The following is a 24,268-nucleotide window of genomic DNA, read 5'->3' on the forward strand; positions in this document are numbered from 1 at the left end:
GGCCCGGTGGACGCTGCTAGGGTGTTTGAAGCCGCATGCGAGGCGCGGAACGGTTGGCAGTTGCCGCGCAAACGAAGCGAATCCACAGCAAAAGGAGCAAGCATGTACGAGGTCCAGAAGCGCGACGGAAAGATCGCGGAATTCGATATAGCCAAAATCTCAAGCGCCATCGCCAAGGCGTTCGACGCGTTGGAGAAGCAGTACCATCCGTCCACGATCGACCTTCTGGCCCTCAACGTGACCGCCCATTTCGAGCCGCGCATCAAAAACGGCATCATCAGCGTCGAGGACGTGCAAGACAGCGTGGAGGAGGTGCTGTCCACGGCCGGGTACGCCGACGTGGCGAAGTCCTACATTCTGTACCGCAAGCAGCGCGAGAAGGTGCGCAACGCCAACGCCACGCTGCTGGACTACAAGGATCTCGTGGACCAGTACGTCAAGGTGGAAGACTGGCGCGTGAAGGAGAACTCCACGGTCACGTACTCCGTCGGCGGCCTGATCCTGTCGAACTCGGGCGCCATCACGGCGAACTACTGGCTCAGCGAGATCTACGACGACGAGGTGGCGAAGGCTCACCGCAACGCCGACATCCACCTGCACGACCTGTCCATGCTGACGGGTTACTGCGCGGGCTGGTCGCTCAAGCAGCTCATCCAGGAGGGCCTCGGCGGCGTGCCGGGCAAGATCACGTCGAAGCCGGCAAGCCATCTGTCCAGCCTGTGCAACCAGATGGTGAACTTCCTGGGCATCATGCAGAACGAATGGGCGGGCGCCCAGGCGTTCAGCAGCTTCGACACGTATCTCGCGCCGTTCGTGAAGGCCGACAACCTGACCTACGAAGAGACGAAGCAGTGCGTCGAGTCGTTCGTGTTCGGCGTGAACACGCCTTCGCGCTGGGGCACGCAGGCGCCGTTCAGCAACATCACGCTGGACTGGGTGTGCCCGGCCGACCTGCGCGATCAGCCGGCCATCGTGGGCGGCAAGGAGATGGACTTCACCTACGGCGACTGCAAGGTCGAAATGGATATGGTGAACAAGGCCTTCATCGAGATCATGATCGAAGGCGATGCGAACGGTCGCGGCTTCCAGTACCCAATCCCCACGTACTCCATCACGCGCGACTTCGACTGGAGCGAAACCGAGAACAACCGGCTGCTGTTCGAAATGACCTCGAAGTACGGCACTCCGTACTTCTCCAACTACATCAACTCCGACATGGAACCGTCCGACGTGCGTTCCATGTGCTGCCGCCTGCGCCTCGACCTGCGCGAGCTGCGCAAGAAGTCGGGCGGTTTCTTCGGCAGCGGCGAGTCCACGGGCTCCATCGGCGTGGTCACCATCAACATGCCGCGCCTGGCCTATCTGTCCGCCGACGAAGCCGACTTCTACCGTCGACTCGACCATCTCATGGACGTTTCCGCGCGCTCGCTGCACACGAAGCGCGAAGTGGTCACGCGCCTGCTGGATGCGGGCTTGTACCCGTACACCAAGCGCTACCTGGGCACGTTCGAGAACCACTTCTCCACGATCGGCCTGGTGGGCATGAACGAGGCGTGCCTGAACGCGCAGTGGCTGCGCGCTGACATGACGCAGGAGCCGGCGCAGGCGTTCACGAAGGACGTGCTCAACCACATGCGCGCCCGTCTGGCCGACTACCAGGAGCAGTACGGCGACCTGTACAACCTCGAGGCCACGCCAGCCGAGAGCACCACGTACCGCTTCGCCAAGCACGACAAGGAGCAGTTCCCCGACATCATCACGGCCAACGAGCAGGGCAAGCCGTACTACACGAACTCGTCGCATCTGCCGGTGGGCTTCACCGACGACATCTTCAGCGCGTTGGACGTGCAGGACGAGCTGCAGACGCTGTACACGTCCGGCACCGTGTTCCATGCCTTCTTGGGCGAGAAGCTGCCCGACTGGAAGGCGGCCGCCACGCTGGTGCGCAAGATCGCCGAGAACTACAAGCTGCCGTATTACACCATGTCACCCACGTATTCGGTGTGCAAGAACCACGGCTACATCGCCGGCGAGGTGTACGAGTGCCCGTGCTGCCACGAGGAGACCGAGGTGTACTCGCGCATCACCGGCTACTACCGCCCGGTGAAGAACTGGAACGACGGCAAGTCGCAGGAGTTCGCCGACCGTGTGGAGTACGACTTGGGGCATTCGCATTTGACGCGCGACGGCGCCGTAGCCGTGACGGCCGCGGCCGAGACCGCCGGGCAGGCAGGTTCGCACGTGACGGTTCCGGGCATCGAGAAAGCCTCTGCGCCCGACCACAGCACGCTTCCCGCAGGCCTCTACCTCATTGCCACGCGGACGTGCCCGAACTGCAAATTCGCCGCAGCTGAAATGGATGCCGCCGGCATCGTCTACGAGGAGCTGCTGGCCGAAGAGAACGTGGAGCTGGCGCAGCGCTACCGCATCATGCAGGCGCCCACGCTGCTGTCCGTGGCCGCCGACGGCTCCGTGGACGTGATCCCGGGCGCCGCCGCCGTGTTCCAGCACGTCAATGCGATGAAAGCGCAGGTGACCGCCTAACCGCCGGCTTCGGTCGGTTTGAAACCAGGGCGTACCCGTCACCACATTCGCGAACGCGGCATCAGCATACCAGCAGCAAGCGCCCAGCAACTTCCGGGCCGGATCGAAGGATCCGGCCCTTTTGCATGCGGGGAGGTGCAGTATGGGGATGGCAAAGCTTGCGGGTGCTTTGCTGCGCACCGTGTCGACGCGGTTTGTTTCGCGAGTCTTTCCTGCGGGTGGGGCGACCGCTTCCTCAATGCTAGCATGCGACTGGTAATGCGAGCGTTTGGGTCGCAGCAAAATAATATAAGTCAATTCATCATGGACAAAAAGCTATAGTATTCTGTAGTTTTTTGACCTAAAAGAGAGGGATCGAGCATCAGGCAATTCCCATCATGCCTGGTGAGAAGCGCACCGCTTTGCCTTATCTTCATAGAGGATAAAGAAAATCGGCACTTTTTGTCCATGACTATATTGGTTATAAAAAGATACTGCGGCGCGCGGGTTCCAACGCGGCGTTCACCCTTCGTTGAGCTCGGTGATGTTGTAAAGCTTGGGCATTTGAGGCATCTTGCCGAGGTAATCGTCGATCTCCTGCTGGGAGGCGCCGCTTGAAGGAGGCTCGATGCTCTGAAATGCGGCACGGGCATCGGAATAGGCCTCGTATCGTTCGTCGAAATCGGGCACCGGAGCGATGCGATACGTTTTCGTTTGCATGGAGCCGTCGGCGAACGTGGCGGTGAGCTTCAATCGGGAGGTCGAGATTTCCCGGGCCGCGCCTTTTTCGATGGCGGTATTCAGCTGCCTGCTCGCTTCGAGCGAGTTTTTGCCGGCAAGGGCCAATTCGTACGCTTCCTTCCCCTCTTCGGGAAGGGGGAAGCCGATGTAGATTTCTACGATACGCTGGTCGTCGATCGACTCCTGATGGTCGTAGTCGAACGTAACGGACTTGGTGTAATTGAACACGTGCTTGCCGTTGTCGTGCTGCTCGGCGGTGACGGTGTTATCGATGATCTCGAAGTAGCTGCGCTCGCCTTCGATTTCGTAGGTGACGGATTCGATGTTGTTCCCGACGCACCGCACAGGGAAATGATACTTGTATCCAGCCCATTCGTAGCTCCAGAACGTGTCGTCGGCTGGGTTGTACCAGGGACCGCTGTAGCCGCCGCCTCCCGTGAAGTCTTGGGACTCCAGCTCTACGGTTTTCCCCGGTCCGAACCCGCCGGGGCCGTTGATCGCGAAAGCCGTTGCGCCGATTCCCGCGACCAGCACGAGGCAGGCAGCGACGGCGAACCCGAGCGCCGAGCGTCGCCTGACCGACGCGCCTGTTCGGACGGGTGTCCGCACGGTTTTAGCGCTGCGGACCCGGCGCCTGCCCGCTTCGCTCAGGGTCGCTTGTTTCAGCTGGTCCGGGACGTGCGTTCCTCGCATCATGGTGCGGTACTCATCCACGGTTGGGCGTGGGCCGGGGTTGCGGGGATCGGTCACGGTTCGGCTCCTTTCGGCATAGGGGGTCGCGGCAGCTTGCAAGGCTCGACTCGCGTTGGCCGCGGTCGTCTTCTAGCATGCTGCGCAGCTGCTGGCGGGCGCGGTGGAGGCGGGTTCGCACGGTGCTGGGGCGACATCCCGTGATGCGCGCGATCTCTTCGGTGGCGTAGCCCTCGACGTAGAACAGGTGCACCGGGATGCGCAGGTCGGGCGGCAACGCGCCCACGACCTCCCAGATGTCGGCGTCGAACGCGTCGGGGGCGGGGATGTCGGCATGCTCCCGCGTGAAGCCTTCCGTGCGGCGGTTCCAGGTCAGGCGCGCCAAGTCGCGGCAGCGGTTCACCGTGACGCGCAGCAGCCAGGCTTTCAGGTGCTCGTCGCTTTCGAACGCGGTGTCGTTTTCCAGCAGGCGCATGAACACGTCCTGGAACACGTCGTCGGCGTCGCTGGGCGAGCCGGTCTGCGCCAGCGCGACGCGATACACGACATCGCCCCACGCGTCCATGGCCTCGAGCAAGAACGCGTCGGATCGAAGCGGTTTCGGGCTGTCGCGGGCTGCGGCGGGCTGGTTTTTTCGCTGGAACGGCAAGCGCATGCATTCACCTCTCTGGTAACAATACGGGCTAGAGTGTGAGATTGTTCTGAGGAAGGCGAAAAAGTTCGTTTGAGCGAATGCGCTTCGCGGGCGGCGTGCGCGCAGCCTCGAATCCGCGAAGGCTGCGTCGATGGTTTGGAACGGGAAGGAAAGAGAGCGCCGCGCAAAGCGCGGAACGGAAAGGGGATCCGGAAATGCAGCAAGGCCGCGTGCGGGACGCGGCCTTGCGGGTGCGAGCGTCGCTCGCAGATGCTATGGAAGCGGTTACTCCACGCCCACGATGACGTCGGTGGACTTCACGATGGCGAGCGCGGCAGCACCCTCGGCGAGACCCAGATCCTCGATGGCCTCGTTCGTGATGGAGCCCATGATGCGTGCGCCCTCGGGGGTCTCGATGGTCACATGACCGTTCACGGCGCCCTTCTTCACGGACGCGATCGTTCCGGCGATCTGGTTGCGGGCCGAGATGCCCTGGATGCGCTCGGAGCCGGCGGCGAACATCACGTTGCTGGCCTTGATGATGGCCATTGCGTCGGTGCCCTCTTTGAGGCCCAGATCGTTGATGGCTTCCATGGTGATGTCGGCTTTGACCACGGTAGATCCCAGGTCGATGGAAACGACGCCGTTCACGGCGCCCTCGGCGATGGCGGAGACGGTGCCCTTGAGCTGGTTGCGAGCGGATATCTTCATAGCAGGTTCCTTTCGTTGGGGGCTTCCGGCTTCTGCGGAGCCCGTTCGACATGGTCACAGTGTCGCGGGTTCGGACGCGGTGTGGAAGAAGTCCGTGGGAAATGACTCCGGTTCGTGTCGTTTCGTTCAAGCTCGTGCATTCTCGTGTACGAAACCATGCGAATCCGTGGAGGGGTCATGAAGCTTGTGCGTTGCGCCACGCCCGATAGGGTTTATACTGAGAAGAAGATTATATGTGCATGAGGATGATTTCGAGAATGGGTGACCGTGCGGTATCTCGTGGACGGCCGCAACGTGACAAAGCGCGATCCCGTGACGAGCGGGCTTGCGATCGCCGATGCCGTACGACGTGGGCATTCCGGCGAACGCGAACGAGATCAACCGCGAGTTGAAGAAGCTGTGGGGTATCGACGACTGACGGAGGAGGCGGCATGCGCAACGACGACGCGTTGACGGCGGACGAGGTGGCCGGCTTGCTGCAGGTGAGCCGCAGCTCGGTCTACAAGTTGGTGAAGGCCGACGAGCTGGCGTCGTACCACGTCGGCCGCAAGATGCGCTTCACCATGGGCGACGTGGAGAACTACATCGCGCGTTCGAAGCGCGCGAAGACCGCTGCGGTGACGGCTGCCGCCCTGCCGTGCGCGGCCGTGTCGGCTCCGGCCCCTGCCCCGACTGCGGTCTCGGCGTCCCGATCGGGTTCGCAGTCGGCCTCCGGCCCATTCGTGTTGGCCGGCAACGACATCGTGGGCGACATCCTGGCGAACTACCTGGGAGCCACGAACACCGCGGTGGACCGCATCTACGAGGGCAGCTACAACGCGCTGGTCGACCTGTACCGCGGGGAGGTCCACGCGGCGCTCACGCATCTGTACGACGGCGAGACCGACTCGTACAACGTCGCCGCGGTGAAGCGGCTGCTGCCGGGAGTCCCGCTGAAGGTGGTACGCCTTGTGCGCCGCCGCCAAGGGCTCATCGTGGCGAAGGGCAATCCGAAGAGCCTGCGCACCTGGGACGACCTGCTGCAGCCGGGCGTGCGCCTCGTGAACCGCGAATGCGGGTGCGGGTCGCGCATCCTGCTGGACGAGCAGCTGGCGCGCCGCGGCGTTTCGGGGGCGGCCATCGAGGGCTATGAGCGCGAGGCGAATTCGGCGTTGTCGATGGCCTCGTTCGTCGCTCGGGGCGCCGCCGACGTGGGAATCGGTGCGGAACGCGTGTTCCACCAAGTGGAAGGCGTAGGCTTTCTCCCGCTGCAAGACGAGTGGCTCGACATCGTGCTGGCGAAGCGTCCCGGCTGCGAGCGCACAGTCGATGCCATCGCGAAGCTCGCCCGCACGCGCCCCTTCCGCGAAGAGATCGGCTCCATCGTCGGCTACGACGCCTCCCGCATGGGGGAAGTGTATTCGAGCGGTAGCCTTCGCCCCTGCTGGGCGCAAACGGGCACCCATGACAATTTCGATGGTTCTTAGCGTGCTATTTCGGCTTCGTCGCGAAACACGACCAGGCCTTTTGCTGACGACGTGCCGGACGAGCACGCTTTAGGCGATCGATTATTGACATGGGTGCCGTTTTGCGTCCAAGTTGTTCGTCTCGTTTTGGGCGCTATGCGCGTTGCGGTGGGCGAGCGCCCGGCGAACCCTACACCCCCAACGTCATGTGCAGCGCGTAGAACGTGAATCGCACAGCGAAGCAGGCGGCCAGCGTCAGCAAGGCACTCGCCCCCGTCAGCGCCAGCCGCACTATGCGTGCACGCTGCGCGGCTGCGAAAGGGTCGTCTCCCGTGCCGATGACGCGCCGCAGCGCGCCGATGCCGCCCAGCGCGACGGCGACGGCCTCGCATGCGGCGTACGCTCCGATGGCCAGCGGCATCGCGGGAACCAGGTCGACGGCGCGCGTGGTGGTGGTCACGATGCCGGGCAGCTCCTGCCACTGCATCCCCAGCACTGCGGCGTTCACGGCCGCGGCCAGCGCGACCAGCGCCAGCAGCGCCGCCACCATGCCCCTATTCGGCTCCTGGCGTGCCAGCAGCAACCCGAACAGCCCCACCAGCGGTCCGCTCGACAGAGCGTTCAGCCATAGCGTCAGCGGCGCGGTGGGCAGGTTCCAGGTGGGAACCGAGGGCACCGAGTACGCCACGGCGATATACCCCACGAACACGAAGCCCGCCGCCGCGGTGGCTGCCAGCCACGCGACGCGGAAAGGCCGCCGCAGGTCGTCGCGGAACGACAGGATCCAGTACACGCCGCCCAGCGCGAGGAACGCCACGGCGGCCACCACCTCGTTCGACAGGGGCGAGCGGCCGATGCCGGTGATTACGTACAGCGCGTTCGCTGGCGTTCCCAGATGGGTAGCCGACGCGATGAGGCCGGAGATGGCCAGCACGAGCGGCACCACGAGATAGCGGCTGATGGCGGCGGCGCGCTCCTCGTCGCGGGACAACACGATGGCGAGCGCCATGGTGAGGTACCCCATGACGCCCGCCGGAGCTATGGTGGTGAACAGCACGAGGGTGATCTCGTTGAGCGCCGTCTCCATGCTGCCGTTGCCCCCTTCAGTTGTCGCGCCTCGTTACAGCGCGATGCCCATGTACAAGCCGTAGAATCCGATGCGCGCCAGGAATATCCCCACCGCGACGACGACGCATGCCGTCGCCATGAGCGCCGGCGCGAACGCCTTCTTCGCCGCGGCGAGCGTCAGGCCGGCAGCGACGAGGCCGCACGCTGCGAACGCGCCCAGCAGCAGCCAGATGGCCGGCACCAGCTCGGCGGCCGACGACCAGATGTTGCGGATGGCGTCGAGCCCTGCGATCTGCATGCCGAAGCCCACGGTGCCCACCGCAACGCCGACCAGCGTCAGCGCAAGCGCAACGGTCCCCGCTCCCTTCGGCAAGCCCACCTGGGCGAAACCCACGGTGCAGAAGCCCAGCACCGTGCCGCCTGCTAGCAGGTAGCCGATCATCTGAACGATGGACAGCGGCGTGTTCCACGTGGGGATAGTGTACATCATGTAGGCCAACCCGCAGAAGGCGGCGAACACCACGGCCAGAGCCGCCAGCGCCACGAGCAGCGCTTTGCGCAGCGTAGACGACAGCTTTCCGGCAAGGGCCAGCGCCCAGTACACCACGGCGACCGCTGCGAACACCACGCCGACGAGGATCTCGTTCGACAGAGGGGAGGAGCCGATGCCTGCGAACACGCCGAAGGCGTTCAGCGGGCTTGCGAGGTGCATGAAGGCGCCGAGGAAACCCGCCGCCAGAACGGCGAGCGGCAGGGCCGTCCAGCAATCGAGGCGCTTCGCGGCGGTCTCGTCGGGGGCGCCGGCGATGAACGCGTAGGCCAGTGCGATGAATGCCCCGGCTCCCATCGGCGCCAGGGTGGTGAACACCGCCAGCGCGGTGTGCTCGAATCCGGTTCCCATGTTATTTCACCTCCGCGGCGTTGGCGACGACGCACGACGTGGAGCCGCACGGCTGCGACGAGGCGCAGGCTTTGATAAGGAAGTTCGGCGAAGTCACGCTAGGATCGGGCAGCGGAGCCACGGCGGCTGGCGCGCCGCCGCTCGGCAGGCTGTCCATCGGGCCGAATTCGATGGCGCGCATCGAGCAAGCTTCCATGCATACCGGCTGCTTGCCCGCGGCCACGCGCTCGGCGCAGCCGTCGCACTTGACGCTATGGCCCTTGGTGCGGTCGACATGCGGGTTGCCGTAGGGGCAGGCCAGCTCGCAGTAGCCGCAGCCGATGCAGCGATGAGCGTCAACCGACACGATGCCGTTGTCGTCTTTATGCATGGCGCCGGTGGGGCACACGTGCATGCAGGCCGGGTTCGCGCAGTGGCTGCACGAGAACGAGGTGTAGTAGGTGTAGGAATCCGTGGTCCAGGTGCCGTCGGACGCCTGGCTCCACGAGCCGCCTTCCAGCTCGTACACGTGACGGTGCGACAGCTCAAGCGGCAGGTCGTGGTAATCGCGGCACGCGGCCTCGCACGTCTTGCAGCCCGTGCAGCGCGTCGCGTCGAAGTAAAATCCGTATTGCGTCATGGTTTACCCCTCCACTTTCTCGATCGTGCCGATCACGCTGTGCTGGCCTGTGCCCTTCGACACCGGGGCGCAATGGCGGCTGGTCAACGTGTTGCTGCATCCGCCGTGGTCCACGCGGTCGCCTTGCATGTCGGCGTTGTGCCACGCGCCTTGCGGGTACATGATGACGCCGGGGATCACGCGGTTCGTCACTTTAGCCGTGGTGCGGATCTCGCCCTGCGCGCTGACGAGGCGGACGGGGTCGAGGTCGGCGATGCCCTGGCGCTCGGCATCGATCGGGTTGATCCATGCCTGGAACGGCGACATCTTGTGCAGCACCTCGTTGGCGGCGTACGTCGAGTGCGTCGTGCCCTTGTGGTGGAAGTCCACGATCTGGAACGGGTACTCGTCGGTGGTGGAGTCGGGCCCGTCGAAGCCCGGATAATACACGGGGATGGGGGAGATCACGTCGCCTTCCTGGAGCGTCCAGGTCTCGGCCATCTCGGCCAGCTCTGGAGAGTAGATCTGAATCTTGCCCGTGGCGGTTTTCAGCGGGTTCGCCTCAGGGTCGAGGATGTACTTGTCCACCTCGGTCGAGGGCTCGATGTCGTAGGTGAACGCGCCCATCTTCACGCCTTCGTCGTACGTGGGCAGCTCGGGCTTATCCTCGCGCAGCTCATCGTAGAGCTTGCGGCACCAGTCCTCGCGCGTCATGCCGCCCTCGGAGTACTCGTCATATACGCCCAGGCGCTTCGCCAGCTCGCCGCACACTTCGTACACCTCGCGGCGCTCGAACTTCGGCTCGTAGAGGGGCAGGCCGAAGCGGATGCCCTCCACATCGTTGCTCTCGCCGGCGGCCGTCAGGCTGTACGTTTCCTGCGGGGTGAGGTCGGGCAGCACGATGTCGGCCCAGTTGCACGAGGCGGTCCACGCAACGTCGTACTGCAGGATGAATTCGCACAGGCTCTCGTCGCGCAGGATGTCGGTGGTGAAGTTGATGTCGGCGTTCTGGTTGGCCATCATGTTGTTACCGTAGTTCACGAGGAACTTGATGCCCGTCTTGAGGCCTTCGGCATTCTGGATGCCGGCGTTTGTGGCGGTGAGCTTCGCGCCGTCGCGGATGGCTTCGGGCCACAAGAAGTTCGGGAACTTCGTCTTGATGGGGTTGTCTCCCGTGGGCAGCGAGTTCAGGCCGATATCGTCGTTGCCGATAGTGCCGCCGGACGTGGTGCCGGGCTTGCCCACCTGGCCCACCAGCTGCGGAAGCACCATGATGGCGCGCGCGGCGTTGTCGCCGTTGGTGTGGCGCTGCGGCCCGAGACCCTGGCAGATGTAGCACGGGTCGGACTCGGCGATCTCATGCGCCAGCTTCACGATGCGCTCGGCCGGGATCTTCGTGATGGAAGCGGCCCATGCGGGCGTCTTCTCCACCTTGTCATAGCCGGTGCCCATGATGTAGTCGCGGTACGACAGGTTCTTGCCGCGTGCCTCCTCGGGCATGCTCTCCTCGTCGAAGCCCATGCAGTACGTGTGCAGGAAGTCGAGGTCCACGAGGTCCTTCGTGATCAACTCGTGCGCGATGCCCGCCACGAGCGCGGCGTCGGTGCCCGGCACGATGGGGATCCACTCGGCTCCTTGGTTCGTGCACGTCTCGTTGCGGCGCGGATCGATGACGATGACGCGGGCGTTCTTCGTCTCGCGCATCACGTTGAGGTCGTAACCCGGGCCGTCGCCGGCCATGCGCATGTCGTTGGGCGCGAAGCCGAACATCACCACCAGCTCGCCTTCCTGGATGGTCTTGAGCGAGCGGTTGCCCCACGACTTGCCGTAAGTGTACGGCACGGCGCCGAAGCTGATGGCGGCGCTCGAGTAGCTGCCGTAGCGGGTGACCTCGCCGCCCAGCAGGTTGAACAGGCGGAAGAACGGGTTGTTCATCATGATGTTCTGCTCCACGCCCGAGCATTCCTGGATGAACACGCTCTCGTTGCCGTATTTCTCGGTGATGCGCTTGAACTCGCTGGCGATGGTGTCGAGTGCCTCGTCCCAGCTGATTCGCTCGTACTGGCCGTCGCCGCGCTTCGTGCCCTCGACGCGCTTCATGGGGTAGTTCAGGCGGTCGGCGCTGCCCAGCCACGGGCGGATGGAGCGTCCGCGCAAGCAGGCGCGCGCCTCTACGGCTCCGAACGACGCGTCGCCGGTGTTGTCCGATTCGACGTACTTCAACTCGCCGTCCTGCACGTGGCACTGCAGCACGCAGGCTCCTCCGCAGTTGACGTGGCAGTGCGTCCATACGATGCTCTCGCCGTCGCCGCTCCCGTCGCCGAACGCCTGCGGCGCCGACGCGTACAGCGTGTTCGCCGCGGTGCCGCAGGTGGCCAGCGCTCCCAGCGCTCCGGCCGATGCGACGAACGTGCGGCGGGTCAGCGCAGTGCGATCTGTTGACATGCAACCCCCTCCATTCTCGTTTCATGCGAGGCCGCTCATGCGGTGGCGCGGCCTCTCCGTCTGCGGTGAACTATAGGTGCTCGCCGCTTGCGATGTTGTCACCAGAATGTTGTGATATTTCTATTTTCCCAGTTCAAATGCATCACCGTGTCACCATGTCCGCCGGCCGTCCCCGGTGCGTCTGCTAGAATGACCCTACGGCAAACGGAGGGGGACTCTCGCACATGCGCGCTCCATCAGCATTGAAACCGGACGTGCCAAGCTTCGGGTACGCGACGTTTCTGTCCATCAACGCAACGTCCATCTGGGGCGGCATCTACCCCTACTTGCCTGCGTTCTGCCAGACGTCGCTCACCACCATCGTATTCTACACGGTGCAGATCGCCGTGTTCTGGTTGGCGTTCTGCGCGGCCATGGCCTTCACGTGGGCGCGTCCCGGCCTCTCCCGCGGGGCGCATGTGCTGGCGTTCTCGGCGCCGCTTGCGTTCGGGCCGCTCATGCTGGTGGGGGCCATGTACCTGGAATCGCTTGCGCTGGCGTTGGTGGTGGGCGCGGCGGCGCTCATCGGCGTGGGGTCGGCGGGCTACCTCATGAGCTGGCAGCGCGTGTTCGCCTCGCTCGACAGCGCGCGCGGCAACCTCGCGCTCATCAAGGGCACCGGGTTCTCGGCGCTGCTGTACTTCTTCCTGTGCTTCATCCCCACGGCTCTCACCGCTTACCTTATACCCCTGGTGCTGGTGCCGCTGGCGGGGCTGTGCCTGTGGATCGCCGCGCACGCGACGGACGCGCAGCAGCCCATGTTCGACGACGTGCCGCGCGAGCACGCGGTGGTGTACAAGAACGCGCTGTGCGAAAGCTTCCTGCCGGCGCTGTCGGTGGGCGCGCTCGGGTTCTGCTCGGGCGCCATCCGCTTCATCGCGGTCACGCACCAGGAGCTGCTCAGCACCATCAACATCTTCTCGATGTCCGCGCTGCTGGCTGTGGTGGCCGTGTTTTACGGGGCATGGAGGCGGCGCACCATCCACGTGGACCTCATGAGCGTGTTCCGCGTGCTGTTTCCCATCGCGGCGACGTGCCTCATCGTGCTGCCGTTCGCGGGAGGCGAGTTCACCACGGTGGGAAGCGGCGTGACGTACGCGTGCTTCATGCTGGCGTGCGTGCTCATGATGATGCATTGCGGCCAGATCTCGCGCGATAGCGGCATCAACCCGGTGTTCATCTTCGCGTTCTACGGCACCATCACCTACTTCATGCAGATGTGCGGCTACCTGGTGGGCTACGCCTCGGGCAGTGCGGCGGCGCTTGGCGTGGAGCAGCTGTCGTTCGTGGCGTTGGTGGCCCTGTACGTGATGCTGCTGATCGCGCTGGTGGGGCGCAAGGTGGGCAAGCTGCACACGAACCGCCTGGAGTTCCTCATGCTCACGCCGAAGGCGCCGCAGAAGGAGACGTCGGCCGAGATCGCCGTGACGCAGGCGGTGCGCTCCCGCGACGTGGGAGCGCCGGCCGGCGCTGCCACGGGGCCGCAGCTTGCCGATCGCGTGTCGAAGCGCTGCAAGCGCCTGAGCGAGCTGTACGGTCTGTCCAGCCGCGAGGCCGAGGTCATGGAGTTGCTCGTGCGCGGCTACTCGGGCCCGGCCATCGCCGAGATGCTGTTCATTTCCGAGAACACCATGCGGACCCACTCGAAGCGCATCTACGCCAAGCTCGACATCCACAAGAAGCAGGAGCTGCTGGTCCTGATCGACCAGATGTAGGGGAAGCGCGACGTCCGAGCTGGGAGGATGCTTGCTTCGTGGGCGCAAATGGCTTCCCATGGCAATTTTGGTGGCGGTTGGCGCGTCGCTTCGGCTTCGTTGCGAAACGCGACCAGGCCTTTTGCCGACGGCGCGTCGGGCGAGCGCGCTTTAAGCGTCCGATTATTGTCATGGGTGCCGTTTTGCGCCCAGCATTTCCGGTCGCGTGGTGCCAAGCAGCTGAGATCGTAGTCTGATCTGCTTGAGTTCCCAATCGTGCGCTCGGGAGCGACATCTCGTTCCCAGCCGTTTCGCCATCGCATGGGCGACCTTGTCCATTTCCGACCTCGTGTGCAGTTGGTCGCTTGAAACGGTGATGACGAGGATGCCCGCGTACGCCAACGCGGTTCTGCGAGCCGAGTCCTTCTCCTGCTCGGCCTCCCCTGCATGGTGCAGCCGGCTGTCGTACTCGACATCGAGTTTCGCGTCGGGCCAGAACAGGTCGCAGCGGCATATTCGGCCCACGTCCCGTCCGCGCGCGTTCTCCGAGATGCGCACAGGGTGGTTCAGCGTTGCCGGGGGAAACCCGTAGCCGCCGAGGCGTCCCGGAAAGCTGCTGAGCATGGAAAGCTGCGATTCTTTGGGCGATTCCGAATTCTGGAGTATGTGCGGAACGGCTTTTCTCGCCGCGCCGACGCCGTTGACATCTTGCGTGCGGGAGAGGAGCGACTGCAGCTTCGGCACGGAGGTCAGGGGGAGCTGGTCGGGTGCCATGTTGCCGTCTGGCAGGGCAGGCAGCCGGTATCGTCCGCAGAACTCGTAGCCCGTTTCGACGAGGTTCGCTAAAGCGGCCGTGCGGGCTTCGAGCAGCAGGCACAGTTCGGGCGAGGCGACGAACACCCCGTCGCCCACGTTGACGAAAGCCGATGAGGGAATCCTTCGGTCGAACACGCTGCAGGTTATGCGTGCAGTGCGCACGCGTGAAAGCGCGTTGGGGACGATAAAGTGCGCGGGGTTCGCGTGTTGCGCGAGCCCGATGCGCTCGAGCCGTTCCAAATCGCCTGCGCTCGGCTTGGCTACGTCAGGCGAATCCGAGCGAAAGCTCCGAGGCTCGCCGCGGCGAGCGAGCAGCGCGCGCGTTTGGGAATGCGAGCGCTTGGCGCGCCAGAACTCCATCGACGAGGTATGTCCGAGAACGATTTCCATGCGTCCAGCGTACCATGGCAAGCCGGGTAATGGAAGAGCAAAAATGATGTTTGATCAGGCGTTATACGTTAGATTCACGTGAGAAGCGCGCTAGATCGGCGCTAGATCCGCGTGGAATTTCCGTTAGATTCGCGCTAGGGCCGTGCGAGGTTTCCGCTAGATCGGCGCGCCGCTCGCCCAGGCGCCTGCATGCCGTCATGCGGGCGATTCGATTGGAGCGCCCCGGTGTTCGTGGGCGCAAAAGGCCACCCATGGCAATTCTGATGGCGATTTTACCGAAGGACGGGCATGCGGGTTGTTCACCACCTGGGGTTTTGCTAGCTGTAGGCGTTGAAGCGTCGAAGAATCGCGCTGGAAATTGTCATGGGTGCCGTTTTGCGCCCACAACGGCGAAGTATGGTCGGCGGGGGTCGCGGAGATGTGCGTTCGCAGCGGGATCGCGGGATCCTGGGGTTGGGATGCGGGATCGCGGGATCCCGCCCGCGCCGCCCGCTCCTTTGCCGGTGACTTCGCCGTGCGATTGTGGGACAATGGGACGTGAACTATTCGAATTCGCGCATGTGAGGTATGAGAGCCATGTCTGCCCAGTTCAAGATCAAAGCGGCCGACCCCGCGTCCGTCGTGCGCCTGGAGCGCGAACTCGGTCTGCCCCGCTTCATCGCAGCGACGCTGGTCGCCCGCGGCATCGACAACCCCGCTGCGGTTCACCGTTTCCTCGCGCCGTCGCTCGAGCGCGACTGGCTGGACCCCTACATCATCCCCGGCCTGTCCGACGTGGCCGATGCCCTGGAAGCCGCCGTCAAGCGCGGCGACCACATCCTCGTGTTCGGCGACTTCGATCTCGACGGCATCTCGGCCACCACCGTGCTCACCCGCGGTTTGCGCGCCCGCGGCGCGCAGGCCACGCCGTTCATCCCGCTGCGCTTCGAAGAGGGCTACGCGCTGTCGCAGGCCGCCATCACGCGCGCGTGCTCGTTCGGCCCCGACTTCATCGTCACGGTGGACTGCGGCATCGCCTGCAAGGCGGAGGCCGCGGCCGTGGTGGAGGCGGGTCTGGGCCTGGCTATCACCGACCACCACGAGCCGGTGGACCTTGTGCCTGAAGGCGTGCCCGTGGCCGATCCGAAGTGCGACGCGAACTGCCCCAGCTCCATCCTGGCGGGCGTGGGCGTGGCCCTGAAGCTGGTGCAGGTGCTGGGCGGCCGTCTGGGCCAGCCGCACCTATGGCGCGACTTCACCGACTTCGCCACGCTGGGCACGGTGGCCGACCTCATGCCCATGCGCGACGAGAACCGCGCCCTCGTGTCCGACGGCATCGCGCGCATGAACGCCGCGCCGCGCCCGTGCATCGCCGCGCTGCTGGCCACCAGCGGCGCGGCCGACAAGCCCGTCAGCGCCACGAACCTCAGCTTCTCCGTCATCCCGCGCCTCAACGCCGCCGGCCGCATGGGCGACGCGCAGCTGGCGCTCGACCTGCTGATGACCGACGACTTCGAGGAGGCGAACCGCCTGGCCACGAAGCTGGAATCGGTGAACGATCAGCGCCGCGCCATCGAAGCCGAGCTGTCCGAGATCGCGAAGGCGCAGGCCGCCGAGATCTACCACGGCCAGCGCGCGCTGGTGGTGTCGGGCGAGAGCTGGCACGAGGGCGTGAAGGGCATCGTGGCAAGCCGCCTGGTGAACACGTACGGCGTGCCCAGCCTGCTGTTCACCATCGACGGCGACGAAGCGCGCGGCAGCGGCCGCAGCGTGGGCCAGGTCAGCCTGTTCTCGGCTGTGGAAAGCGCATCCGACCTGCTCACGCGCTTCGGCGGGCACGATGCGGCCGTGGGCGTCACGCTGCCGGCCGACAAGCTGCCGGAGTTCGAGCGGCGCCTGTGCGCCTACATGGACGCGCTGCCCGAGGGCGCGTTCCATCCGCTCGTGGAAATCGACTCGTGCGTCAGCCTCGATGAGCTGACGCTGGACAACGTGGCGCAACTGGACAAGCTGGCGCCGTTCGGCCAGGAGCATCCCGTGCCCGTGTACCTGGCGCGCGACGTGATGCTGGCGAACTGCCGCGCGGTGGGCGCCGAGAAGAACCACTTCTCGTGCTCGCTGTCCGACGGGCGCGCCACGGTGTCGGGCATCATGTTCCACTGCTCGGACATCGAATCGCTCATGCGCACCGACAGCGTGGTGAACGCCGCGTTCGAGGTGCAGATCGACGAATGGCGCGGCCGCAAGTCGGTGAAGGCCATGCTGCAGTCGCTGGCTCCCGCGCGCACCTGCGGCGCCCTGGAGGCCTGCCTCAACCCCGAGAACCTCAGCTTCGTGGCCGACCTGTACGCCACGAGCGACGCCGAGCTGTGCGCGAACGCGCCGCATCGCCCCGAGGACGTGGAGGCCTACGAGGCGGCCCGCGCGGCGAACCGCGCCTGCTGGGAGCGCAAGGCCGCGGAAGACCCCGCGGCGCTCGAGCAGGCCGTCGTGCGCGCCATCATCGGCGACAAGCCGCTGCACGACGCGCAGCGCGAGATCCTCGCGCATCTGCGCGCCGGGCGCTCCACGCTGGGCATCATGGCCACGGGGCGCGGCAAATCGCTGACCTTCCAGGTGCACGCCGCCACGCGCGCGCTGGCGAACCACGAGGCCAGCCTGTTCGTGTACCCGCTGCGCGCGCTGATCGCCGATCAGGCGTTCCACCTGCGCGAGGCGCTGGACGCGTTCGGTATCGGCGTGATCACGCTGACGGGCGAGAGCACGCCCGACGAGCGCCGCCAGGGCTTCGCGGGCCTGGCCGACGGCACCTACGACATCGTGCTGACCACGCCCGAGTTCCTTGCGTGGCACGCTGACGAGTTCGCGGCCGCGGGCCGCGTGCGCTTCGTCGTGGTGGACGAGGCGCACCATATCGGCCTGGCGAAGGCGGGCCAGCGCGTGGCCTACGCCACCATCGGCGCCGCCATTGCGAAGCTGGCTGGGCCCGGCGGCGAGGCTCCCGCGGTGCTGGCGCTTACGGCCACGGCCGACGACGAGGTGGCGGCCGCCATCAAGCGCGAGCTGCCGGTGGACGCCTGCGTGTACGACCCGGCTTCGCGTCCCAACCTCGAGGTGGACGACCAGCGCAACCTCAAGAACCGCGACGACTACCTGGCGAATCTCATCGCGTCGGGCGGCAAGACGGTCATCTACGTGAACTCGCGCGAGCAGTCGGTTGCCGTGGCGCGCGCTCTGCGCAAGCGGGTGCCCCAGCTGGCGCCGCTCATCGGCTTCTACAACGCGGGCCTCGCACGCGCCGAGCGCAAGCGCATCGAAGAGCTGTTCCGCACCGACGCGCTGTCGGTGCTGGTGGCCACGTCCGCTTTCGGCGAGGGCGTGGACATCCCCAACATCCGCCACGTGGTGCTGTACCACCTGCCGTTCAACGAGATCGAGTTCAACCAGATGAGCGGCCGGGCGGGCCGCGACGGCAAGCCCGCGGGCATCCACCTACTGTTCAACCGCGGCGACTGCTCGCTCAACGAGCGCATCCTGCGCGACATGACGCCCGACCACGACTGCCTGGCCCAGGTGTACCGCCGCCTGCGCAGTCTGCAGCGAGAGATGGGCGAGTGCTTCTTCACCATGGGCAACGCCGATCTGGCCGCGGCGGCCAGCACCGATGCATTCCCTATCAGCCCCGCCTCGGCAGCGTGCGGCGTGGCGGTGTTTCGCGAGCTCGGGCTTATCGAGACGCACACCGCGTTCGGCGCCGACGGCATGGCGCGCTCCATCCACGTGGTGGAGACGCAGGACAAGGTGGAGTTGACGGACAGCGTACGCTACCGTGAAGGTTTGGGGGAGCGCGAGGTGTTCCACGCGTTCCGGGACTGGGCGATGAAGAGCGATTCTGCTACCCTCCATATACGCGTGTCGCGGCCCATTTTGCCGGGTGACGCGGCAGGCGACGCGCGCGAGCGCTAGGGCATAGGGAGGACGACCAAAATGGGCAAGAGCAACCATGAGGAGCTGCTGGGCGGCGCGCCCGAGGCGACGTCGAACAAGCAGACCGTGGAGGACAACCTGCTGGGCCGGCCGCACGTGGCCGAGAAATCGTTCGCGCCCGAAGCCAAGAAGGACGCCCTCGCGCCGAAGACTCCCGAGGAGCGATTCGCCGAGCTGCAGCGCCTGACCTCGGTGTACCTGTCCGAGGACGACGAGGCCATGCTGGCGAAGGCCTTCCGATTCGCAAGCGAGGCGCACGAGGGCCAGTGCCGCAAAAGCGGCGAGCCGTTCGTGGCACATCCCGTGGAGGTGGCCATCATCCTGGCCGACTTGCGCATGGACGTGGAAACGCTGTGTGCAGCGCTGCTGCACGACACCGTGGAGGACACCAGCGTGACGCGCGACCAGGTGGAAGCGGAGTTCAATCCCCAGGTGGCACAGCTGGTGGAGGGCGTGACGAAGATCACGCGCATCGAGGTGGAAAGCCTCACCGACGAGCAGGCCGCCACCATCCGCAAGATGTTCGTAGCCATGAGCAAGGACATCCGCGTCATCGTCATCAAGCTGGCCGACCGCCTGCACAACATGCGCACGCTGGGCGCGCTGCGTGAAGACCGCCGCATCTTCAAGGCGCGCGAGACGCTGGAGATTTACGCGCCCATCGCGCACCGTCTCGGCATCAACAACATCAAGTGGGAGCTCGAGGACCTGTCGTTCTACTATCTGGAACCGAACAAGTTCAAGCAGATCAGCCGCATGGTGACTGAAAGCCGCTCTGAGCGCGAGGGCTATCTCGACCAGATCATCTCCATCTTGCACGACGAGATGGAAAAGGTGAACATCCAGGCGCAGATCATGGGCCGCCCGAAGCACCTCTACTCCATCTACCAGAAGATGACGAAGAAGGGCAAGGGCTTTTCGGAGATATACGACCTCATCGCCGTGCGCGTTATCGTGAAGTCGGTGAAGGACTGCTACTCGGCTCTGGGCGCGGTGCACACGCTGTGGCATCCGATGCCCGGCCGTTTCAAAGATTACATCGCCATGCCGAAGTTCAACATGTACCAGAGCCTGCACACCACGGTCATCGGGCCGGCGGGCCGTCCGCTGGAGGTCCAGATCCGCACCGAAGACATGCACCGGCAAAGCGAGTACGGCGTGGCGGCGCACTGGCGCTACAAGGAGAAGGGCGGCAAGAGCGGCGACGCGCTGGACCAGCAGCTGGCGTGGCTGCGCCAGATGGTGGACTGGCAGGACGAGTCGCAGGATTCGCGCGAGTTCCTGAAGGACCTGAAAGTGGATCTCGCGCCCACCGAGGTGTTCGTGTTCACGCCGAAAGGCGAGGTCATGAGCCTGCGCGCTGGTTCGACGCCGGTCGATTTCGCCTACGCCATCCACACCGAGGTGGGCAACCACTGCGTGGGCGCGAAGGTGAACGGCGCCATCGTGCCGCTGACCTACGAGCTGCAGCTGGGCGACCGCGTGGACATCCTCACGCAGAAAAGCGCCAGCCCTTCGCGCGACTGGCTGGGCATCGTGAAAACGCCCAGCGCGCGCAGCAAGATCCGCTCGTACTTCAGCAAGGTCAGCCGCAGCGACGATTTGCAATTCGGCCGCGACAAGCTGACCCGCGAGATGCGCAAGCACGGTCTGGGCATATCCAGCGCCCAGTCGATGCGCGCCCTCAAGTCGGTGGCCGACCACATGGGCTACAAGGACGCCGACGACATGCTCGTGCACATCGGCACCGGCAAGGAAAGCGCCCAGCACGTGGCGAACCGTCTGCTGAAGATCCTCGTGGACAAGGGCCACGAGGCCGAGACCGCCATGGACTACGTGGCAGGCGACATGTCCACCGGCAAGATGCCGCCGATGCTGACCAGCGTGAAGGCGCCGAAGAAGCACGAGGCGCACACGTCGAACGGCGTGGTGGTGAAGGGCGTGGACGACGTGCTGGTGCGCCTGTCGCGGTGCTGCAACCCGGTGCCGGGCGACGAGATTCTCGGCTTCGTGACGCGCGGCCGCGGCGTGTCGGTGCACCGCGCCGACTGCCCGAACGCTCAGGATCTCAAGCAAACCCCCGAGCGTATCATCGAGGTGGCCTGGGAGAACGATCTGCCGAAGAACACGTCGTTCAAGGTGGAGGTGTTCTTGGACGCGCTCGACCGCATGAACCTGCTGCGCGACGTGGCCATCATCCTGTCGGAGCAAGGGGCGAACGTGCTGTCCAGCTCCACCACGTCGCATCGCGACGGCATGGTGGAGATGCGGTTTTTGTTCCAGGTGTCCGATATCAACCATATCGATATCGTACTGAGCAAACTGCGCGGCATCGAAGGAGTGTTCGACGCGCGCCGCATGGTTCCCAAGGCCGGCGGCGGCAAGAAAAAGACTAGGAGCGACGCATGACCAATAAGGTGAAGGGCACGTGCGTGCCCGTCGAGTACCTCGTGCTCGGCATGCTGGAGAACAACGTGTACATCATTTCCGACGGCAAGGCCACCATCGTGGTGGATCCCACGTGCAAGCCCGACGAGATCATCAAGGCGGCGGGGGGCTCGGTCGACGCCATCATCCTCACGCATCGCCATTCGGACCACGTGGGCGCTGCGAAGGAGCTGCGCGACAAGACCGGCGCCACGGTCATCGCCTCGGCCATCGACGCGCCCATCATTTCGGGCGAGAAGAAGCTGCCGCGCGACGACATGCGCTTCACGCCGTGCCCGGTGGATCATGTAGTGAACGACGGCGACATTCTCAAGATCGGCGACATGCCGTGGAAGGTGATCCTGACGCCGGGTCACACCGAGGGCGGTATCTGCCTGTTCATCGACCCGCGCTTCGGCACGAACCCTGAAGGCGCGCCGGTGCTGATTTCGGGCGACACGCTGTTCTGCGGCTCCATTGGCCGTACGGATTTCCAGGGAGGCGACATGAACGCTATGCGCCGCTCGCTGAAGCGCCTGGCCGTGCTGCCCGACGAGACGGTGGTCCTGCCCGGCCACAACAGCACCACCAAGATCGGCAACGAACGCAAAAGGGTGTTCGCTTACTACGCGTAGGGGGTCGCGGCTTACGCTCAGGAGACGGATTGCGCGCTCCGTGCCCTCAGGATGACCGAGTCTTCCTCCTCATGACCAGCGAAATCGCCAGGCAGGCGAGGGCGAAGGCGCCGAAGGCGGCAAATCCGGGGACGCTCGTGCTGAACAGCAGCGTCGATGCCGACAGCACGAGCGGCGGAAAGAAGCCGCCCAGGCCGCCCATCATGGCCACGATGCCGTTGGCAATCCCGGCTTGCTTCGTGAAGTACGCAGGCACCAACTTGAACACCACGCCGTTGCCGATGCCGCATGCGATGCTGACCAGATAGATGCCCGCCAGGTACACGGGCAGCCCCGGTGCCGTGGCCAGCACCGCGGCGCCTGCGGCGAGGCCTGCGAACACGAGGGCCAGCAGCCGATAACAGTCGAACCGGTCGCCCAGCCAGCCGCCCAGCACGCGGATGGCGGCCGCCGCCACGATAAACACCGAGGTGGCCACGCCTGCCGACACGCCGTCCATCCCGTAGTGCGACGTGAGAAAGTTCGGCAGGTACACGGTCAAGGCTACGAAAGCGCCGAATGTCACGAAGTAGAACAGCGACAGGAACCACAGGCGCGCGTCGCTCCAGACGGCGCGCAGCTGCTCCATGACCGGCGTCTTCACACGCGGTTCGTCGCGATCGCCCAGCACGAAGTTCAGCACGATGAACGCCGCCAGCAGCACGAGGTACAGCTTGACGGCCATGCGCCAACCGAAGGCAACCGCGGCCACGGGCGCCAACCAGGTGGTCAGCGCCGTTCCCATATTGCCGAAGCCGTATACCCCGTTCACGAAGCCGTGGCGCTCCTTCGGGTAGTACTTCGGCAGCGAGGTGACGCCCACCGAGAACACTGCGCCGGCGATGCCCAGAAACGTCCCGCCTATGAGCAATCCCTGATACGTGGTGGCCTCGCTCAAAAACCATACGGGCACCACGAGCACGATGAAGCTGGCCAGGAACACGGCACGAGCGCCGAACAGGTTCGCACAGTAGCCGAAGGGTACGCGCAGCACCGATCCCAACACCACGGGAATGGCGGTGACGAGGGCTATCTGGTCGGGAGGGATATAGACGTCCTGCTTGATGTACGGAAGCAGCGACGACAGGATGACCCACACCATGAATCCGGCGATCAGATCCGCGGTCTGCAAGGGCAGCTGGAAGCGCCTTCTCATTTCGATTTCCTCCCCCCAGGCGTCGTCGAGCCGTGCTTGCGACGCGGCGACGCGGAAACCTCTTCTTGCGTAACGGTTACTTTATCACGTATCGATAGAGCGGGGGTTAACTCCTACCGATTGCAGGGGTTTTACCCGTAGGCGGTGCCGGGGCGTGACTTTACCTGTATTTTGCCGTTTCGCCCGTAATCCAACGTGAAAAGAGAAAAGAGCCCCTTTCGCTTTGTTAGATTTACGTTAAACTGGGGAATGCTGAACCTTTTTGCTGTTGTTGTCGAGAGGGATTTCGTGACCATAGAGTGGGCTTCGTTCATCGCTGGGCTCGCGTCCAACCCGATCCTCGTGGTTGTGACCCTGCTCAACATCGGCGTCATCGTCGTGAATGGGGCGACGGACGCTCCGAACGCGATCGCAACCGTCGTATCGACAAGGGCTATGAAGCCGAAGCCCGCCATCGTCATGGCGGCTGTCTGCAACTTCCTGGGGCTGCTGGTGGTTTCTCTGTTTACCGCCGCCGTCGCACACACCATATTCAATATGGTCGATTTCGGAGGCGACTCCCAGCAGTCGCTCATCGCTCTCATGGCCGCCATGGTGGCCATCATCGTGTGGGGCACCGTGGCCTGGTATTTCGGCATTCCCACCAGCCAAAGCCATTCGCTGATCGCCGGCCTCACGGGCGCGGCCATCGCGCTGCAGGGCAGCTTCGACGCCATCAACGGCGCGGAGTGGATCAAGGTGGTGTACGGCATTCTTTTGTCCACGCTGCTGGGCTTCTTTCTGGGTTGGCTGAACTCCAAGGCGCTTGGACGCGTCTGCCGCAACATGGATCGCAAGAAGACTTCGCGCTTCTTCCGTTGGGCTCAGGTGGCCTCGGGCGCGGGCGTGGCGTTCATGCACGGCGCGCAGGACGGCCAGAAATTCATGAGCATCTTCGTGCTGGCCATCACGTTGGCCACGGGCGTGGGGCAGGCCGATCAAATGATCCTGCCCATCTGGCTCATGTTCTTCTGCGCGCTCAACATGGGGTTGGGCACCGCCGTCGGCGGCGAGCGCATCATAAAAAGCGTCGGCCTGGATATGGTGAAGCTCGAGCCGTTCCAAGGATTCGCCGCCAGCGTGGCAACGTTTTTCTGCCTTATGCTCTCCACCTTCGCCGGCTTGCCGGTTTCCACGACGCACACGAATACGACCGCCATCATGGGCGTGGGCGCAGCGAAGCGGAAAAGCGCGGTGAAGTGGGGAATTGCAATCGATATGGTGAAAACGTGGGTGCTGACGTTTCCGGGGTGCGGTCTGCTCGGATTCGCGTTCGCCCACCTGTTCTTAATGTTCTCGTAAAGGAGGACC

General features: G+C 64.7%; 16 protein-coding genes. 7 read left to right on the forward strand and 9 right to left on the reverse strand.

Annotated elements, in window-relative coordinates; all coding sequences use genetic code 11:
- The first annotated feature begins 102 nt into the window (after positions 1–102).
- Positions 103–2,544, forward strand: a complete 2,442-nt coding sequence (locus tag GT613_RS00425; protein ID WP_114516461.1) for a ribonucleoside triphosphate reductase — start codon at positions 103–105, stop codon at positions 2,542–2,544.
- A gap of 501 nt (positions 2,545–3,045) precedes the next feature.
- Here the strand turns inward: GT613_RS00425 and GT613_RS00430 are convergent.
- The 3 genes from GT613_RS00430 to GT613_RS00440 form a co-directional block, all read right to left on the reverse strand.
- Positions 3,046–4,014: a hypothetical protein gene (locus GT613_RS00430; RefSeq protein WP_271802332.1), complete on the reverse strand. Its 969-nt coding sequence runs from the start codon at positions 4,012–4,014 to the stop codon at positions 3,046–3,048.
- Positions 3,971–4,609 (reverse strand): RNA polymerase sigma factor, encoded by a 639-nt coding sequence (locus tag GT613_RS00435; RefSeq protein ID WP_114551554.1) that lies wholly within the window; start codon positions 4,607–4,609, stop codon positions 3,971–3,973. Before GT613_RS00435 ends, GT613_RS00430 begins: the two co-directional genes overlap by 44 nt.
- Before the next feature lie 264 nt (positions 4,610–4,873).
- Positions 4,874–5,299, reverse strand: coding sequence for a molybdopterin-binding protein (locus GT613_RS00440; RefSeq protein WP_114550657.1), 426 nt, complete (start codon positions 5,297–5,299; stop codon positions 4,874–4,876).
- 431 nt (positions 5,300–5,730) lie between these two features.
- Between GT613_RS00440 and GT613_RS00450 the strand changes: the two genes are divergently transcribed.
- Entirely contained in the window at positions 5,731–6,765 is a 1,035-nt protein-coding gene (locus GT613_RS00450; RefSeq protein ID WP_161172457.1) for a helix-turn-helix transcriptional regulator, read from the forward strand.
- 169 nt (positions 6,766–6,934) lie between these two features.
- Here GT613_RS00450 and GT613_RS00455 read toward each other — a convergent pair whose 3' ends face one another.
- From GT613_RS00455 to GT613_RS00470, 4 genes are read right to left on the reverse strand one after another with little or no spacing between them, the layout of a single operon-like run.
- Positions 6,935–7,831: a DmsC/YnfH family molybdoenzyme membrane anchor subunit gene (locus tag GT613_RS00455; protein WP_114550655.1), complete on the reverse strand. Its 897-nt coding sequence runs from the start codon at positions 7,829–7,831 to the stop codon at positions 6,935–6,937.
- A gap of 33 nt (positions 7,832–7,864) precedes the next feature.
- Positions 7,865–8,713: a DmsC/YnfH family molybdoenzyme membrane anchor subunit gene (locus tag GT613_RS00460; protein WP_114550654.1), complete on the reverse strand. Its 849-nt coding sequence runs from the start codon at positions 8,711–8,713 to the stop codon at positions 7,865–7,867.
- Position 8,714: 1 nt separating this feature from the next.
- A complete protein-coding gene (locus tag GT613_RS00465; protein ID WP_161172458.1) occupies positions 8,715–9,332 on the reverse strand; it encodes a 4Fe-4S dicluster domain-containing protein in 618 nt (205 codons plus the stop codon).
- Between the two features lie 3 nt (positions 9,333–9,335).
- The gene (locus tag GT613_RS00470) at positions 9,336–11,756 is read right to left on the reverse strand and encodes a DMSO/selenate family reductase complex A subunit (protein WP_161172459.1); all 2,421 of its coding nucleotides are present in this window, start codon (positions 11,754–11,756) and stop codon (positions 9,336–9,338) included.
- 224 nt (positions 11,757–11,980) lie between these two features.
- Here GT613_RS00470 and GT613_RS00475 point away from each other — a divergent pair, with 224 nt between their 5' ends.
- Positions 11,981–13,510 (forward strand): helix-turn-helix transcriptional regulator, encoded by a 1,530-nt coding sequence (locus tag GT613_RS00475; protein WP_161172460.1) that lies wholly within the window; start codon positions 11,981–11,983, stop codon positions 13,508–13,510.
- 168 nt (positions 13,511–13,678) lie between these two features.
- On the opposite strand, the gene GT613_RS00480 is transcribed toward GT613_RS00475, so the two are convergent.
- The gene (locus GT613_RS00480; protein WP_226844191.1) at positions 13,679–14,401 is read right to left on the reverse strand and encodes a hypothetical protein; all 723 of its coding nucleotides are present in this window, start codon (positions 14,399–14,401) and stop codon (positions 13,679–13,681) included.
- A gap of 870 nt (positions 14,402–15,271) precedes the next feature.
- On the opposite strand from GT613_RS00480, the gene recJ reads away from it, so the two are divergent.
- Genes recJ through GT613_RS00495 form a run of 3 tightly spaced genes read left to right on the forward strand, consistent with a single transcriptional unit; the run spans position 15,272 to position 21,723 of the window.
- Positions 15,272–18,640 carry a single-stranded-DNA-specific exonuclease RecJ gene (gene recJ / locus GT613_RS00485; RefSeq protein ID WP_161172461.1) on the forward strand — a complete coding sequence of 1,123 codons (3,369 nt, stop codon included), beginning with the start codon at positions 15,272–15,274 and terminating at the stop codon, positions 18,638–18,640.
- Positions 18,641–18,661: 21 nt separating this feature from the next.
- Positions 18,662–21,070, forward strand: coding sequence for a bifunctional (p)ppGpp synthetase/guanosine-3',5'-bis(diphosphate) 3'-pyrophosphohydrolase (locus GT613_RS00490; protein ID WP_009306831.1), 2,409 nt, complete (start codon positions 18,662–18,664; stop codon positions 21,068–21,070).
- Positions 21,067–21,723: an MBL fold metallo-hydrolase gene (locus GT613_RS00495; protein ID WP_009306829.1), complete on the forward strand. Its 657-nt coding sequence runs from the start codon at positions 21,067–21,069 to the stop codon at positions 21,721–21,723. Before GT613_RS00490 ends, GT613_RS00495 begins: the two co-directional genes overlap by 4 nt.
- Before the next feature lie 46 nt (positions 21,724–21,769).
- On the opposite strand, the gene GT613_RS00500 is transcribed toward GT613_RS00495, so the two are convergent.
- Positions 21,770–22,918, reverse strand: coding sequence for a NarK/NasA family nitrate transporter (locus tag GT613_RS00500; protein WP_009609314.1), 1,149 nt, complete (start codon positions 22,916–22,918; stop codon positions 21,770–21,772).
- 288 nt (positions 22,919–23,206) lie between these two features.
- Here GT613_RS00500 and GT613_RS00505 point away from each other — a divergent pair, with 288 nt between their 5' ends.
- Positions 23,207–24,259 (forward strand): inorganic phosphate transporter, encoded by a 1,053-nt coding sequence (locus tag GT613_RS00505; RefSeq protein WP_015761374.1) that lies wholly within the window; start codon positions 23,207–23,209, stop codon positions 24,257–24,259.
- The last annotated feature ends 9 nt before the right edge of the window (positions 24,260–24,268 follow it).

Origin of the sequence: Eggerthella sp. BIOML-A4 (assembly GCF_009875575.1) — a bacterium.
Classification (GTDB): Bacteria; Actinomycetota; Coriobacteriia; order Coriobacteriales; family Eggerthellaceae; genus Eggerthella; species Eggerthella lenta.

Excerpts from the sequence above, each read along its gene's own strand:
- GT613_RS00450 (WP_161172457.1), top strand. The coding sequence starts at position 5,731 with ATGCGCAACGACGACGCGTTGACGGCGGACGAGGTGGCCGGCTTGCTG.
- GT613_RS00490 (WP_009306831.1), top strand. The coding sequence starts at position 18,662 with ATGGGCAAGAGCAACCATGAGGAGCTGCTGGGCGGCGCGCCCGAGGCG.
- recJ (WP_161172461.1), top strand. The coding sequence starts at position 15,272 with ATGTCTGCCCAGTTCAAGATCAAAGCGGCCGACCCCGCGTCCGTCGTG.
- GT613_RS00465 (WP_161172458.1), bottom strand. The coding sequence starts at position 9,332 with ATGACGCAATACGGATTTTACTTCGACGCGACGCGCTGCACGGGCTGC.
- GT613_RS00500 (WP_009609314.1), bottom strand. The coding sequence starts at position 22,918 with ATGAGAAGGCGCTTCCAGCTGCCCTTGCAGACCGCGGATCTGATCGCC.
- GT613_RS00440 (WP_114550657.1), bottom strand. The coding sequence starts at position 5,299 with ATGAAGATATCCGCTCGCAACCAGCTCAAGGGCACCGTCTCCGCCATC.
- GT613_RS00455 (WP_114550655.1), bottom strand. The coding sequence starts at position 7,831 with ATGGAGACGGCGCTCAACGAGATCACCCTCGTGCTGTTCACCACCATA.
- GT613_RS00460 (WP_114550654.1), bottom strand. The coding sequence starts at position 8,713 with ATGGGAACCGGATTCGAGCACACCGCGCTGGCGGTGTTCACCACCCTG.
- GT613_RS00495 (WP_009306829.1), top strand. The coding sequence starts at position 21,067 with ATGACCAATAAGGTGAAGGGCACGTGCGTGCCCGTCGAGTACCTCGTG.
- GT613_RS00435 (WP_114551554.1), bottom strand. The coding sequence starts at position 4,609 with ATGCGCTTGCCGTTCCAGCGAAAAAACCAGCCCGCCGCAGCCCGCGAC.
- GT613_RS00425 (WP_114516461.1), top strand. The coding sequence starts at position 103 with ATGTACGAGGTCCAGAAGCGCGACGGAAAGATCGCGGAATTCGATATA.
- GT613_RS00475 (WP_161172460.1), top strand. The coding sequence starts at position 11,981 with ATGCGCGCTCCATCAGCATTGAAACCGGACGTGCCAAGCTTCGGGTAC.
- GT613_RS00470 (WP_161172459.1), bottom strand. The coding sequence starts at position 11,756 with ATGTCAACAGATCGCACTGCGCTGACCCGCCGCACGTTCGTCGCATCG.